This window comes from Pararcticibacter amylolyticus, assembly GCF_003130405.1.
Lineage (GTDB): Bacteria > Bacteroidota > Bacteroidia > Sphingobacteriales > Sphingobacteriaceae > Arcticibacter > Arcticibacter amylolyticus.
This window is the reverse complement of the sequence record NZ_QEAS01000001.1, coordinates 240,905-255,544: the sequence shown is the minus strand read 5'-3', so window position 1 is coordinate 255,544 and position 14,640 is coordinate 240,905. Positions and strand designations below refer to the sequence as shown.

General features: G+C 43.9%; 11 protein-coding genes and 1 tRNA gene. 5 read left to right on the top strand and 7 right to left on the bottom strand.

Annotation, left to right across the window (positions count from 1 at the left end; translation table 11 throughout):
* Window positions 1-395 precede the first annotated feature (395 nt).
* From prfA to DDR33_RS01060, 3 genes are all read left to right on the top strand, one after another.
* A complete protein-coding gene (prfA, locus tag DDR33_RS01070) occupies window positions 396-1,469 on the top strand; it encodes a peptide chain release factor 1 (protein ID WP_109413906.1) in 1,074 nt (357 codons plus the stop codon).
* 95 nt (window positions 1,470-1,564) lie between these two features.
* Window positions 1,565-1,638 (top strand) — tRNA-Asp (locus tag DDR33_RS01065).
* Window positions 1,639-1,988: 350 nt separating this feature from the next.
* A complete protein-coding gene (locus DDR33_RS01060) occupies window positions 1,989-3,245 on the top strand; it encodes a DEAD/DEAH box helicase (RefSeq protein WP_109413905.1) in 1,257 nt (418 codons plus the stop codon).
* A gap of 87 nt (window positions 3,246-3,332) precedes the next feature.
* On the opposite strand, the gene DDR33_RS01055 is transcribed toward DDR33_RS01060, so the two are convergent.
* From DDR33_RS01055 to DDR33_RS01040, 4 genes are all read right to left on the bottom strand, one after another.
* Window positions 3,333-4,025 carry a phosphatase PAP2 family protein gene (locus DDR33_RS01055; RefSeq protein WP_109413904.1) on the bottom strand — a complete coding sequence of 231 codons (693 nt, stop codon included), beginning with the start codon at window positions 4,023-4,025 and terminating at the stop codon, window positions 3,333-3,335.
* 91 nt (window positions 4,026-4,116) lie between these two features.
* Window positions 4,117-6,144: a TonB-dependent receptor plug domain-containing protein gene (locus DDR33_RS01050; protein ID WP_109413903.1), complete on the bottom strand. Its 2,028-nt coding sequence runs from the start codon at window positions 6,142-6,144 to the stop codon at window positions 4,117-4,119.
* A 3-nt stretch (window positions 6,145-6,147) separates the two neighbouring features.
* Window positions 6,148-6,933, bottom strand: coding sequence for a FixH family protein (locus DDR33_RS01045; protein WP_109413902.1), 786 nt, complete (start codon window positions 6,931-6,933; stop codon window positions 6,148-6,150).
* Window positions 6,934-7,125: 192 nt separating this feature from the next.
* Window positions 7,126-7,455: a hypothetical protein gene (locus DDR33_RS01040; RefSeq protein WP_109413901.1), complete on the bottom strand. Its 330-nt coding sequence runs from the start codon at window positions 7,453-7,455 to the stop codon at window positions 7,126-7,128.
* Window positions 7,456-7,578: 123 nt separating this feature from the next.
* Here DDR33_RS01040 and DDR33_RS01035 point away from each other — a divergent pair, with 123 nt between their 5' ends.
* The gene (locus tag DDR33_RS01035) at window positions 7,579-8,316 is read left to right on the top strand and encodes an SDR family oxidoreductase (protein WP_109413900.1); all 738 of its coding nucleotides are present in this window, start codon (window positions 7,579-7,581) and stop codon (window positions 8,314-8,316) included.
* Window positions 8,317-8,371: 55 nt separating this feature from the next.
* Here the strand turns inward: DDR33_RS01035 and DDR33_RS01030 are convergent, their stop codons facing one another.
* The 3 genes from DDR33_RS01030 to DDR33_RS01020 are packed head-to-tail and all read right to left on the bottom strand — an operon-like array spanning window position 8,372 to window position 10,958.
* Complete coding sequence (locus tag DDR33_RS01030; RefSeq protein ID WP_109413899.1) at window positions 8,372-9,235, bottom strand: endonuclease/exonuclease/phosphatase family protein; 864 nt, start codon at window positions 9,233-9,235, stop codon at window positions 8,372-8,374.
* Between the two features lie 46 nt (window positions 9,236-9,281).
* Window positions 9,282-10,352, bottom strand: a complete 1,071-nt coding sequence (locus DDR33_RS01025; RefSeq protein ID WP_109413898.1) for a FecR family protein — start codon at window positions 10,350-10,352, stop codon at window positions 9,282-9,284.
* A gap of 60 nt (window positions 10,353-10,412) precedes the next feature.
* Window positions 10,413-10,958, bottom strand: coding sequence for an RNA polymerase sigma factor (locus DDR33_RS01020; RefSeq protein ID WP_109413897.1), 546 nt, complete (start codon window positions 10,956-10,958; stop codon window positions 10,413-10,415).
* A 284-nt stretch (window positions 10,959-11,242) separates the two neighbouring features.
* On the opposite strand from DDR33_RS01020, the gene DDR33_RS01015 reads away from it, so the two are divergent.
* Window positions 11,243-14,617 (top strand): SusC/RagA family TonB-linked outer membrane protein, encoded by a 3,375-nt coding sequence (locus DDR33_RS01015; RefSeq protein ID WP_109413896.1) that lies wholly within the window; start codon window positions 11,243-11,245, stop codon window positions 14,615-14,617.
* Window positions 14,618-14,640 lie beyond the last annotated feature (23 nt).

The window sequence follows — 14,640 nt, the reverse complement described above, 5'->3', positions numbered from 1 at the left end:
GCGATTGACTTCTTTTTCTTAAAAGTCAGTTGAACAGAGGCTTTCATTTAGTCTGTTTTTCAGAAAAGGCGACAGATGTTGTGTCTGGCTTTAAAAGCAGGAAAAATACTCCATTCTTACCTCCGCCTGTTTTTGGGTGTCTTCGCTGAATGTTGGGCTTAAATGCTGTTTAATTTACTGCAATTGCCTGCCAAAGCCACGTTGATTTAAATAAGCGGGAAGTAAATTGTAAAATAATGTTCCCGGGAAATTGTGACAGAAGGGAAATACCGGATCGGGTTAGAGAGGATTTTTACATAAAAGCCGTATTTTTGTGGGCTTTACATAAATAATAAACCGCATCTGCTACCAGGGGAGCATCCCTGCGGCAATGCTTAGGCATTTTCAGATAAAACATGTTAGACAAATTAGAAGCGATAAAACTCCGCTGGGAAGAGGTGGAAAGAGAGCTGAGTGATCCGGCGACCATCAGTGATATGAGACGTTTTGCCCAGTTAAATAAAGAATATAAAGACCTGGGTAAGATTGTAGACGAATATAAGATTTACAGGAATGTTGTCTCTAACATTGACACTAACAAGGAGATCCTGGCTACAGAGAAAGATGAAGAGCTTCGCGATATGGCAAAGCTGGATCTTGACGAATTGATGGAGCAGAAGGACGAACTGGAGGAAAAAATCCGCCTTATGCTGATCCCTAAAGATCCTGAAGATGCTAAGAACGCTGTTGTTGAAATACGTGGCGGCACGGGAGGAGATGAGGCGGCCCTGTTTGCAGGAGATCTTTACAGGATGTATACCCGCTTCTTTGAGAAGAAGGGCTGGAGAACCGAAGTGATGGATGTGACCGAAGGCACTGCTGGGGGGTACAAAGAAGTTATCCTGAAAGTGACAGGAGAAGATGTATATGGTCAGCTTAAGTATGAATCCGGAGTTCACCGGGTTCAGAGAGTTCCGGAAACGGAGACGCAGGGGAGGGTTCATACATCTGCTGCTTCTGTGGCTGTCTTGCCAGAGGTTGAGGAACTGGACTTCTATCTGAATCCTGCGGATGTAGAGATGCAGACTTCCCGCTCGGGAGGTGCCGGTGGCCAGAATGTGAATAAAGTTGAAACTAAGGTGCAGCTTACTCACAAGCCTACAGGTATCGTAGTGGTATGCCAGATAGAACGTTCGCAACTGGCCAACAGGGAGAGGGCAATGGAGATGCTCCGGAGCAAGCTATATGACCTGGAGTTGCAAAAGCAGACAGGAGATATCGCAGCAAAGAGAAAGACGATGGTATCTACCGGAGACCGCTCAGCTAAGATCAGAACATACAATTATCCCCAGGGCCGTGTTACCGAACACCGTATCGGGCTTACGCTTTATAACCTTCCTGCTATCATGGACGGAGAGGTTCAGGAGATAATTGATGCCCTTCAGTTTGCGGAAAATGCAGAAAAGATGAAGGAAGGATCGGGTGTTTAATTTTATTTGGCTGATAGTCAGTGTTATTTGAATATTTTGAAAAAATATATTGACAAGTAAAATAATCGGGCTATATTTGCATTCCCAAACGGAACGGTCCGGTAGTTCAGCTGGTTAGAATACATGCCTGTCACGCATGGGGTCGCGGGTTCGAGTCCCGTCCGGACCGCAAAAGCCACTCAGAAAAGAGTGGCTTTTGTCATTTATAGCTTTTTATTTCCGGGGGCCGGGCTGGCGGAACAGTTCGCTGGATTACCCGTATTCGGGAAAACAATAGGTAACAAATTTATTTTTCAGCCGTAATAAGTGATAAAAAGCCGGGACTGGTATTCAGGTATACAGGGAGTATTAAGTTTGCTGATTTCGGATTCATATTGTAAATGTGTATATTTGTATTATAAATGTTTGTCAGATAGTGTTTTCTGTCTTTTGAAAACTTCTGTCGCAACGCAAAACAAACACTTGGCTTATGAAATGAAAGATCCGTGTTTGTTATTTTATTAATTTAATCCATATAATTTGTTATTTGAAAATTTAAATCTTAGCCCTTCAATATTGAAAGCGCTAAAGACCGAAGGATATGTTCATCCAACTCCTATACAGGAAGCTTCCATACCCGCAATTCTTGAGAAGAAAGACCTTTTAGGCTGTGCTCAGACCGGTACCGGGAAGACAGCGGCATTCGCACTTCCTATCTTGCATTTATTGCAGGCACGCGAAGCTGCAAAAGGCAGAAAGGAAATTGCAGCGCTGATCCTGACTCCGACACGCGAGTTGGCCATCCAGATAAGTGAAAGTTTCTCAGCTTACGGAAAGCACACATCTCTTAAACATGCTGTTGTTTTTGGCGGAGTATCTGCTCATTCGCAGGTGACAGCTATAAAAGGAGGTATTGATATCCTGGTAGCCACTCCGGGACGTCTGCTTGACCTTATGTCGCAAAAGGTGATCAGCTTACAGCATATCCAGTTATTTGTGCTGGATGAGGCCGACAGGATGCTTGATATGGGCTTTATTAACGATGTGAAGAAGGTGATTGCAAAGCTGCCGGTAAAACGTCAGACACTTTTCTTTTCGGCTACTATGCCGCCTGAAATCGACAAGCTCGCGAGTACTATTCTTCATAACCCGGTAAAAGTGGAGGTAACTCCGGTTTCTTCAACCGCTGAAAAGGTGACGCAGGCAGTTTATTCGGTAGAAAAGAAAGATAAGCCTGCACTGCTTGTTCATATTTTACAGAATAAGGAAATCAAAAGAGTGCTGGTGTTTACAAGGACAAAGTACGGTGCTGATAAGCTGGCAAAAGTGTTAAACCGGGCCTCTATCAAGGCGGATGCTATCCATGGGAACAAGACACAGAATGCAAGACAGAAAGCATTGAACAACTTTAAAGATGGCAGCATAAGAGTTTTGGTAGCAACGGATATCGCTGCGAGAGGCATTGACGTTGAAGAGTTGAAGTATGTGATCAACTTTGAACTGCCCAATCAGCCGGAAACCTATGTTCACCGGATTGGCCGTACAGGCAGAGCCGGAAACCAAGGGACTGCATTGTCTTTCTGTGACCAGGAGGAACAGGAATACCTCCGGGATATCAACAAGCTTACAGCTCAGGATATCCGTATTGCAGAGGATCATCCGTATCATTTGCCCGTGAAGAAGGACGCCAGGGCTTTGAATGTTAAGCCTGGCGCTGCACGTCCTTCAGAAAAAAAGAATTCCTCGCGCAGGAGGCCTTTTAATAAGAAGAAGAAGCGGCCTGCTACCGCATCATAAATAAAGTTATAAGCTTCTGAAAACGATTTAAGCCCGCTGCAAAAAACAACGGGCTTTTTTATGTGAGTATATTATTGATGCTGGTGTTTAAAACGTTGCGGAGAGGGAAGCTCCCACCGTTTTCCCGTTAAAGGATGGGCTTAACATAATATTCTCTTTTCCCTTCAGGAGCCCTTTCACCTTCGGATACAGAAAATAAGCTGCCCTGGCCGAAAGTATCCCGAAGCCTGCTCCTGCGATTGCATTGCTGAACCCATGATTATTATAAACCCTTAAAATCCCTGTTGCTGTAGCGGCAGAGTAAGCAGCTACGCCGAACCATGGAGATCTGTCGCCATACTCCTGGTTCATAAATTCGGCGGCAGCAAAAGCTGCTGCGGTATGTGCTGATGGAAAGGGAGAGAAAGGACTGCCATCGGGCCTTAACTGACGTGTCTTTTTCTTAAAGAATGAAACTGTTGTACTCATAATAGCAGTAGATGCTATATAAAGAAGCGTTTTTTCGCTGATAGAATGTTTTCCTTTAGTCCCTGAAAGTCCCAGAATGCCTGCCGCCGCAGTAGGAGTGTGCCGCAGATAATTGTCAGCTTTGCTGGAAAAGCCGGGATAATCTTCCTGCATTTCCCTGTAGATCTGGTGATCGGCAGCAGGTGCTATATTTTCAGTAATAACAGCCGCAGAGACGGGCTGGTGTATCGCCCGTTTCAGAGCCGCAGTGTCCGTTGTCTGAGCTTCAGCCAATTTTACCAGTGTCAGAAAGAGTATTACCAGATATTTCATAGAAGTTACTTTATCTGCTTATACTGAAAATCAGTCGAATAGGTTATATCCGTTTGAAAAAAGCCAGGGACACTCAGCGTATCCCTGAGGTTTAAAGAAACAGGCTTGTTCTGAAGATCAGGTTCCGCCCGGGCCGGGGGATCTTCAGTATATCCAAATGCTGATAATAACTTCTGTTAAATACATTCTCCAGCAGAACGCTTACCTTCAGGCTTTTGGCAAGTTTGATCGGCACAGATCTGCCGGCCGACAGATTAACAACTGTTGAACCAGGAGTTGGTGTTTCTCCGTATTTCGGCATATCAACATGAGACTGGCTGGAGTTTGTCACCGTTTCAGCTTGTATGATCGTTTTCTTTGCTGAATACATAATGGAATTAACCGTTTTGAATGGTGCTATAAGAGGTAAGGCAATGCCTTCGTTATCCTCGCCCCGGGTAAAAGTATTGACACTACTTAAAGTGACCGTTTTGGCGGGTGCCCATCTGAGTGCAAATTCTGTCCCGTAGATTTTTGCAGAAGGGAGGTTTATATATTGTTTTACTCCCATAGCACCAATAGTCATCGTGCTGTATCCCTGGAGCATTCTTCCAGCAATATAGTTGCGGAAGAAATAGCTGAAAACATTGAGTTCAGCTCTGAAATTGCTGTTGTGATAGGCGCCGGAACAAGACAGGTTATAGGAGCTCTCCTGTTTTAGTGAAGGGTTGCCGATGTAATCATATCCATCCGGCCTGTTATAGATGTAGAAGGCATAACTTTCCTGCAGGGTGGAAGCCCTGGCTCCCCTGGAGGCCGAAGCTCCTAAAGTCCATTCAGTTGTTGGATTATAACTAATTCCCAGATTGATATTGCTGAGCAGCCTGCTTTCAGCCAGGTTTCCCTCAAACATACCGGAGAGCTGCTCCCTTTCCTCTTTGCCATGGATATCATCATGCATATACTCCATCCATAATCCAGGCCTGAATGTGAGCTTTTCGTTTATGGAAAATATATCTGAAAGACTTAATCCAATACTGTTTCTTACCGGACCAGCGAGGGTATACATGAACATCGGACTGGCACCAGGTGGGTACATGGTCATTTCTGCGCTCAGCTCATTCCGGAATCCGTCGAGTTTGGCTTCCAGGTGATGTTTGGGATGGATTCCGATAGCCAGACTTGAAAATGCCCCGAAGGTCCGGGATGTGCCGGGCATATCCATATGCATGGATATAGTTTCAGCAGGACGTTTGGTATCGTCCATAGCGTGGTCAACGAAATTATAGTAGCCTTTTGTTTCCCACGTGATATGGCGTTGTGTATCCCTGTAATGATAGGATAGAGCAGCAATTCTGGCTTTGGCAAAGGCTACATCCATTGTGAGTGCCGGATACCCGATGTCGAAACCTTCATCCTGAATGTAGTCGCCCTTTAAAAAGCTTTTTCCTCCTGTTTTCACTATTGCGGAGATGCTCCCGTTCCATTTTCTGTATTGTGAAAAACTTATCTCCCCGCGGTTTGCTGCGCGATAATTTCCGCTTCGCCGGAAGATCCCGTTTGCCTGCAATGCAAAACTCCTGTTCGATACGTTTATGCCGGCCAGCGTCTGGAAAGCAGATCCATTAGTCTCATATCCTGATCCTATCATCGCTGAAGTTTTAGCACTCTCACTGAAAGACGGTTGCTTCAGTTTAAAGTCAATGCCTCCCCCGATCCCGCTTCCATTAGCGTTTTCGCCCGGGCTTTCAGTCAGGGCAATGCTCTCGAGGTTATTCGGCTCAATATAGGAGCTTACCGGGTCCATCCTGTCTGTGCAGGCCCCAAATATCCGCATACCTTCAATCGTCAGGGTAATCTGGCCGTTATTGAGGCTTCTGAATGCCGGCTCCATCGCAAAGTTTCCTCTTCGGATCATGGTTATGCCGGGTGTACGCTCCAGGATCTTATCCGTAAGCGACATCAGATGATTTTGATGAAGATCCCTTTCCGAGCGGGATACGCTTTTTGCGGGTGAAATGATCACCTGTTTTAGCAGTAAAGATCTCTGCACCGCATTTGTTCCGGATGTATCTTGTTGTCCTGCCGCCGGTAATGCTATTACCAATAGGCAGAACCCTGTTATGAGAAAGGCTTTCATCTGTTAAAACATCAGGTCAAGCGAGGCATCTTCGACAATTACAGTGCTGCCTTTCATCAACTTCAGATGCAAGCGCCAGTCGCCCGTCATGGTAAAATTGACCTTTCCTGTGTAATGCCCTCTTCCTGTATGTATGGGGGCGACATTGTTGGGTGATCCATGTCCCATAGAAGGCATTTCGGGACTAAACTCAACTGTCAGTCCCTCTTCGGGCGGGAAGTTCATCATGTCCTGGCGTTTACTGATCAGCAGTTCGAGGTCATTCATCCCTATTTTGGGTGCTGCCGGCTGAATCAGGGATACTGTGTAGCTTTGATCATCTGATCCCTTAAAGGTTGCTGTGTATTTGGTATTCGCGGCAGCTTGCTTGATTGATACGTCAAAAGTGACGGGTTCATTGTTTACAGTAACTTTTAGCTGCCAGCTGCCCATGTCTCCCGATGGCATAGAGAACACCACAGCCCCTTCATAGAGTTCTGTTGTGCTGCTGTAGGCTGGTTGTTCTACCGGAGAAGAGTGCTGCATGGTGTGCATATCCATTATTGGCGTATAGGTAACCGTTGCGTTTTTTATTTCAGCCCCGGCCTTGTTCTTCAACCCTACATAGATTTTATTATAAGCTACGCTAAGATCATTCTGATCTGCAAGAAGAGATACGCTGATCCCGCTCGCTGTAACAGCTTCAGCTATTTTTATCTTTGAATGAGGGCTGGCTGGTTCGTTATCATCTTTGCTGCAGGAAACTAAAAAAAGGAAACTAAATAATAATATATGGATGGCGTGTTTCATGTTGTCGTTGTAATATTTATATAAAGAAAGTCTTCAATTGCGTAAAGACAAAGAAGATTAACAGAAGACAGGTTTGCGCGCTAAGTAGTCAGATCAGAATCAACTATTCACTGGCTACATGCAGCAATAAAAACCTTCCGCTTCCGGATGGAATATTGACATGTCTTCTAAAATAAATTAAATGGTGATGTATCAGGCGCGTGGGGGCTGATAAATTATTGAAGGGTATCCGGTGATAACCGGTTTGTTATAGGGAATTTCAATCACGCGAAGTAATCGTGTTGTAAACACCACCGGAAAACTAACAGGGAGGAAAGAATCCTGAATCAGATTCTTCTGAGTTTGTCTCTCTTCATTCTTCTCTTTTTCTTCTACCTGTTTCATTTTTTTTGCGAGGTAACATTTTCCGTCGCAATGCAGCCAGGGCCTTTCCCTGTTTTCACACAGTGTTGAAGCAATGTAGTTACGGTTTAGCTCAAACGCGGCATATACCAGCATTCTTGAGAAGCTGACCCCAATCATAAGGGGAATTAATAATATCGCAGTGAGCCGTAAAAACATTCCCTGCAAACTTACGTAAATACTTAAACTCTCACCAGAATTATATGTATCGCTACTGCTAATTTAGATTGTAAAAATAAAAATATGAGTCAGTTAAAAGATAAAGTTATCCTGATAACCGGAGCGTCGAGAGGAATCGGAGCTCACATGGCGGAAGCATTTGCTTTACAAGGTGCAAAAGTGGTGATTAACTATGCCAGCAGCAGCACAAAGGCGGAAGAGCTTTTAGATCGAATCAGACAGAAAGGCGGAACTGCAATTGGTGTTAAGGCTGATGTAAGCAGGGAAGGAGACGTAAAGAGTTTGTTTGACAAGGCAATTGAAGCATTCGAAAGGATCGACGTATTGATCAACAATGCGGGGGTTATGACCACCAGGCTCTTAAAGGACAATTCTGAAAGTGATTTTAACCAGCATTTTGATATTAACGTTAAAGGTGTCTTCTTTTCATTAAAGGAAGCCGCGGCAAGGCTAACTAACAACGGTATTATCATTAATTTTTCATCAAGTACCACGAAAATGATGCTGCCCGGCTACGCCATTTATTCGGCTACCAAATCAGCAGTAGAACAGATGACCCGGGTATTTGCAAAGGAAATCGGGCGGGGCATATCTGTGAATGCAGTTGCTCCGGGGCCGACTTCTACCGAGCTTTTTTTGAACGGCAAGTCAGAGGAGATATTGTCGAAGTTAGCATCTCTTAATGCCTTTAACCGAATAGCAGAACCTGAAGATATCACGAAGATCGTTCTTTTTCTTGCATCCGACGATTCCAAATGGATCTCAGGCCAGGTGATAGCTGCGAATGGAGCAATGGTGTAAGCAAAAAAAAGCGGTCGAGAAACCAGGAGTGGTTCCTCGACCGCTTTTTAAAATATTAGAAGCTTACTTCGCAGACAACCGGGAAATGATCTGACGGGAAGCGCAGTTCCTTACTGTCTGTCAGCACTGCATATTTCTGTACCTGTACATTTTTGTTCACAAAGATAAAGTCGATACGGCCTTCTTCGACTTCCGTTGTGTAAGTATGATATTTGAAATTGTTGAAGGTTTTTTCGGGACCATACGGCTTGGCTTTCGAAATCAGCTTTGAATCTGAGAATGCACTTACAATAGTGCCGTAAGCACTGGTTGAAGGGTCAGAATTAAAATCTCCGGTGATAAATACCGGAGAACTGGCATTTGACAGCAATTTTATTTTTTCGAGGATCATTTTTGCTGCGTTTTCTCTTGCCTGTACGCCTTCGTTATCAAAATGGGTGTTGAACATGAAGAATATTTTACCCGTTGCTTTATCCCTGAATTGAGCCCAGGTGCAGATGCGGATATAGGCTGCGTCCCATCCCTTTGATGGTTTTTCAGGAGTTGGGGAGAGCCAGAATGTTCCGGATTTTATTACCTGGTATTTTTTATTCTTATAGAAGATAGCCGAATACTCGCCTCCGGTCTTGCCGTCATCCCGGCCAACGCCCACGTGGCTGTACTGGGACATTTCTGAAAGGTCGGCCATTTGAACTGCCAGAGCTTCCTGTACGCCAAAAATATCTAGGTCATGGTATTGAACCAGGTCCTTCACCATTTCTTTCCTGTTAGGCCAGGCATTCTCTTTGTCTGAGGCTGTATTCAGGCGAATATTGAAAGTCGCGATATTAAGGGTTGTTTTCTTTTGACCAATAGTAAAAAGCGGAATGAAGATGTACAACAGAATTACGGTTGTACGGGTGAATAAATTACGGTTCATAATAATCTGAAATTTATGTAAAAGTGTATGTTTAGCATGATTACAATTAACGGCGTTTGAGCAGGATGGAGGAGCTGTCCGGCCTGATGATATCAACCCCTGATACCGTTGAAATAACAAACAAAGCGTCATCCAGGGAGTTCAATGGAATTGGTCCGGCAATCATTTTATCATTCAGAGCCGTGTCACTGACAGTAATTTTCTGTCCAAAATTATCTTCCAGGTATCGTGTAATTTCCTTTAAAGTAGGATTGATCAGCAGTAGTTTCTTTTCTTTCCAGGCCGTGTAGTTCTTGGTTTCCACAAAGTCCTCCTCCGCTTTTTTCATCTGGTCTCCATAAATGATTCTCTTTCCCGGGGTGAGTATAATGTCCTCCAGATCTTTCCTGTCAAAAGAAACCTTTACCTTTCCCCGCTGCAATACAACTTCCGTCGTTTTCCTCCGCTGGCGAACGTCAAAGACAGTGCCCAGAACGGTTACATTCAGTCCTTTTGTGTGAACAACGAAGTATTCCTCAGGCTTTATTTTCGAAGGATCACTGTTGGTATGCACTACTTTAAATAACGCTTCTCCTTCTAACCATATTTCCCGTTTATTTCCTTTCTTCCAATTTTTGTCGTAGCGGATACTCGAGTTTGCGTTAAGTTCAACATGGGAACCGTCAGGCAATGTAAGTTGCCTGGTCTCACCAAAGGCGGTTGTTACAGTAAGTTCACCAGCTGTTATGGTTTTATTTACAAGCAGATAAAGGCCTGACAGCAGAAGGATACCGGTTAAAGCCGCTGCTGCGTACCGGATGAATGACCATGCCGGGCGCCGTGAAACTACCGTGGTGTTTTCAAGTAATCCGGCGCTTCTGAGAGATTCAATATGCCTGTTAAATGCCGCATTTACCTGTTCTTCTCCGGGCTGTTGCTCTTTAAATCTTATCGTTCTTAAAAAATCAAGCGCTTGCCCTATTGCAGCAGCTTTCGCTGGATGGATTTCTGCAATTTCTCTCCAAAATGCTTCGTTCTCCGATGTTGGATTAAATGCATAGTCCTGGAAAGAAGGGTCTGACAGGAAATCAGATTCCTCATAGTGCAAATACTTTTTATATAAAGTTTCTTTTTTCATTCTATAGTATTAGTACCCGATCTTTCCGGTTTTACCCCATGTTTTAATAATTTTTTAACATTAAATAAGCAAAAGCTTAATATTGTCTTTTAGCGACGAGATACTCCTGGCCATTATTTTATATGTCGCTTTAATGGAGATCTTCAGAACGCGGGCCACTTCCTCGTAGGAAAGCTGCTCGTAATACCGTAAAAAAATTGCTTCATACTGCCTGGGTGTCAGTTTTTTATAGGCCAGTTCCAGGCTTTTTTCGTCTTCTGCGTTTTTCTCTTTTTCGATCATCACGCTCTCCGCAGAAAATTCAAACTCCCCGTCTTCCCCGGGCTCTTCACGGAAACTCAGCTTTTTCATGTCTTTCAGTTTTTTCATCAGAGTATACCGGAATGAAGAATAGATGTAGCTGTTAAAAGATTCTATATTGTTCAGCTTTTCTTTCCTGTTCCACAAGTCAAAGAACACTTCCTGGATGGCATCTTCTATCAAAGCGGTATCGCTGCTGAATTTATGGCCATAGTTATAAAGCTTTCTGTAGTACTCCTTGTATACGACTGAATAGGCGTCGATGTCGCCTTCCATAATCTTCTTAAGGAGAAAAGGGTTGCCCATTATGTGTGAATAGAATCTGAAAATTAAATCGCCTATAAATTGGTACAAAAGTAGTGCTTATGCTTCTGTTCTTAACAGAGGTTAAGATTATGCTTTTTTTAATTTAATAACAAGTCCCCCGGCTTTCACAAAACCTCTCATATCCTCCCGGTATTTCCCTGCTCCGGAAAAGAACCCTTTTTTTGTCTGCAAAAAAAAAAGTTTTAAACGCTGGGGTAAAAAGTTGCTAACCCAACACATCCTACTGAAAGGAACAAATAACGCTTTTTTAACTAAATTTCATTATGAAGCAAAATTACTTTAGGATGTTTCTGCTATTGATCATGATAGCATGTAACCAGGTCTACGCCCAGAAATCAATCCCTGTAAGCGAGGCTCTCAAAAAGATCACCAGGATCTATAAAGCGGAGTTCGCTTACGATCCTGTTCTGCTGAAGGACAAGGTGACCAGTTATAACCTGGACAAACTGGAGGGTAAGTCCCTCGAAGATGTACTGAAAGGGATACTTTATCCGAATGATTTGGTATTCCTTTATGTGAAACCCTCGTTTTATACCATTGTAGAAAAAAAGAGGATAAAAGAGTCTCAGCAGAATGCCGGGGACGAAGAGCATCCGGCTGTCCCCGCTGCGGTAAAGAACGCCCAAATGAAGGTTTCTGGTATCGTAAGAGACGACAAGGGGATGCCGGTTGCCGGAGTGACCGTTACGGAGAAAGGAACACGTAACGCCATATCGACCCGGGAGAACGGAGCTTTTTCGCTGTCTGTTTCTAATGGAGAGGCTGTGCTGGTGTTCCGGTCAGTTGGCTTTAGTCAGCTGGAAGAAGAAGTAGGCGGGCGCAGTTCTCTGGACATTTTTCTGACATCTACTAATAATCAGCTCACAGAGGTTGTAGTAACAGCTCTTGGTATAAAGAGAGAGGAGAAGGCGCTGGGTTATGCTACTCAGACTGTAAAGGGCAATAAACTGCAAACGGTGAAAGGGGTTGATATGGCAACTTCTTTAACGGGACAGGTTGCAGGCTTAGTGGTAAAAAATTCGACTGAATTTAATGCTGCTCCTGCACTTGAAATGCGTGGTGAAAACCCGATTTTGGTTATTGACGGAGTGCCATATCAAAATATGACACTGAGAGATATACCAGCAGATGATATTGAGAGTATCAATATGCTCAAAGGCGCAACGGCTGCAGCCCTTTATGGTTCTCGGGGGCCGTCCGGGGCAGTGATGGTAACTACAAAAAGAGGAAAGTCTAATAAAGTCAGCATAGATGTAAACAGTAACACGATGATGACTTTAGGTTATGTGGCGATTCCCAAAACCCAGACATCCTATGGTCATGGCTTAAATGGTAAACTTGCTGATGATTACGTATGGGGGCCTAAACTGGATATTGGAAACGAAGATATGCAATGGAATCCGGTTACGAAGCAGAAAGAAATGATGCCTTTGGTGTCAAGCGGTAAGGACAACCTGAAAAATTTTATGCAAACTGGCTTTATTACCAATAATAATATCAGTGTGACTCAAGGCGGGGAAAAAGGATTTTACAGGGTAGGTCTGAATCAGATTCATAATAAAGGTCAGTTCCCTAATCAAAAGCTGAACATCTACAATTTCACGATGAGTGGAGAAATTAAATCCGGAGATAAATTCAGTATGGAGGGACACATGGGATATAGCCGTAATCAGGCACCTCAGGTATGGGGCGGAGGCTACGGAACTCAGGGGTATATTTACCAGATTATGATGTGGACAGGGCCGGACTACGATATCCGTCAGTACCGCGACTATTGGGTAACACCAGATGTAAAACAGAACTGGATGTACAGCGCGTGGTACGATAATCCTTACCTGATTGCTTATGAGAAGTTAAAGGGGGTCGAGCAGAATAAAATGAATGCCAGTCTGATCATGAATTATGCTTTGACGAAAGATTTGAAGATCATGTTCAGAAACGGGTATGATTATTACAAGAATGAAGAAAGCATCCGGAATCCGGCAGGCATTTTCTCCACTAATGGCGGAACTCTGGGGAAAAGTCTTAACTTTTCGTTTAACGGTAAAGGAATGTATGGAGTTGATCAGCTTTGGGGTAACAGCATAAATAGCGACCTCATTATAAGCTATAATAAGAATTTTGTCGGGAAGTGGAATATAGATGCTTTGGGAGGGGGAAGTATATTCTATTACAAGGATCGCGAGTTAGGGGCTAGGACCCGCAATGGTCTCTCGATACCCGGATGGTATTCTTTCGCTAATGCGGTGGCTTCGACAACTGCAGGAGTAGACGCGATCGTTAACAATTATGGAACGTGGGCGCAGCAGATCAATAGTGCATACGGTAAAATTTCCTTATCATGGAACAGCGCCGTTTACCTTGATGTAACGGGACGTAATGACTGGAGTTCAACCCAGGCGGCGAATACCAGATCCTATTTTTATCCTTCTGCAGCCATGAGTGTAGTTGCATCCGAACTCCTTAGTGGGCTTCCTGATTGGCTCAATTTATGGAAAGTGAGAGGATCGTGGACCGTCAATAAAACGCCTTTGCCCGTATATGGGAATAATCTTTCTTATAATGTATCTAATGCCTGGGGTAGTACTACCGCTGTAAGCCCGGACAATTTAGCAGATCCTAAGCTTCCGCCGACGACCTTCAGGACGTGGGAATTTGGTACGGCCGCTTATTTTCTAAATAACAGGCTCCATATAGATGCTGCTTATTTCACTAAGTTAGCCTATAATATCCAGAGGCAGCAAACTATTGCGCCGTCCTCAGGCTATGCAACGAGTCTTATTAACACTCAGGAAAAAATAGCCAGACGCGGTATAGAAATTACCGTTGACGGAAGCATTATTAAAAACAAAAGCTTTCAATGGCAGTCAATCATCAACTATGCCACTCAGCATCAATATTACGCCACGCTGGATCCGGTTTACTCAGCCAATAATCCATGGACAAAAGTTGGAGCACGTCTTGATGTATATGCAGAGACTGAACATGCTCTGCGCGACCCGGAAGGTAACATGATCCATCAAAACGGACTTCCCATGCTGAGCAAGTTCAAGGAAAAGTATGGTTACAAAGATCCAAAGTTCAGTTTCGGATTTATAAACAACTTTACACTTGGCAACCTGAGTCTGGGTATTAACGTCGATGGCCGCATAGGAGGACTGATGTATGACTATATCTATAATAAGATGTTTGATACCGGTTCAGCTCCTGAAACGGACAATCAATATCGCTATGATGAAGTAGTAAACGGACTTAAAAACTATGTTGGAAAAGGTGTGAAAGTAGTAAGCGGAGACGTTACCTATGATTCCTTTGGCCGTATTACCAGTGATACGCGGCAGTATGCACCAAACGATGTTCCCGTGAGCTATCAGAGCTATATGCGCCTGTGGGGGAACTCTTATGAACATGGAATTATGAGTAAAAGCTTTGTTAAGGTCAGAGAGATTTCTCTGGGATATGCGATTCCAAAGAATTGGCTTGGCAGGACCGGTATCCGCAATGCCTCTGTTACAATCACAGGGCAAAACCTGTTTTTATTTACAAATTTCAAGTATTCAGATCCGGATATTGACAATGAGAACATGAACGCACCCGGCCAGCGAATGGTGGGGCTCAATCTCAGATTTGGTATATAGTGAATTTTCACAAAAACAAATTC

Bases quoted from the DNA above. Each gene is read 5' to 3' on its own strand.
- DDR33_RS01045 (WP_109413902.1), bottom strand. From the start codon at position 6,933: ATGAAACACGCCATCCATATATTATTATTTAGTTTCCTTTTTTTAGTT.
- DDR33_RS01055 (WP_109413904.1), bottom strand. From the start codon at position 4,025: ATGAAATATCTGGTAATACTCTTTCTGACACTGGTAAAATTGGCTGAA.
- DDR33_RS01050 (WP_109413903.1), bottom strand. From the start codon at position 6,144: ATGAAAGCCTTTCTCATAACAGGGTTCTGCCTATTGGTAATAGCATTA.
- DDR33_RS01025 (WP_109413898.1), bottom strand. From the start codon at position 10,352: ATGAAAAAAGAAACTTTATATAAAAAGTATTTGCACTATGAGGAATCT.
- DDR33_RS01040 (WP_109413901.1), bottom strand. From the start codon at position 7,455: ATGATTGGGGTCAGCTTCTCAAGAATGCTGGTATATGCCGCGTTTGAG.
- DDR33_RS01035 (WP_109413900.1), top strand. From the start codon at position 7,579: ATGAGTCAGTTAAAAGATAAAGTTATCCTGATAACCGGAGCGTCGAGA.
- DDR33_RS01015 (WP_109413896.1), top strand. From the start codon at position 11,243: ATGAAGCAAAATTACTTTAGGATGTTTCTGCTATTGATCATGATAGCA.
- DDR33_RS01030 (WP_109413899.1), bottom strand. From the start codon at position 9,235: ATGAACCGTAATTTATTCACCCGTACAACCGTAATTCTGTTGTACATC.
- DDR33_RS01020 (WP_109413897.1), bottom strand. From the start codon at position 10,958: ATGGGCAACCCTTTTCTCCTTAAGAAGATTATGGAAGGCGACATCGAC.
- prfA (WP_109413906.1), top strand. From the start codon at position 396: ATGTTAGACAAATTAGAAGCGATAAAACTCCGCTGGGAAGAGGTGGAA.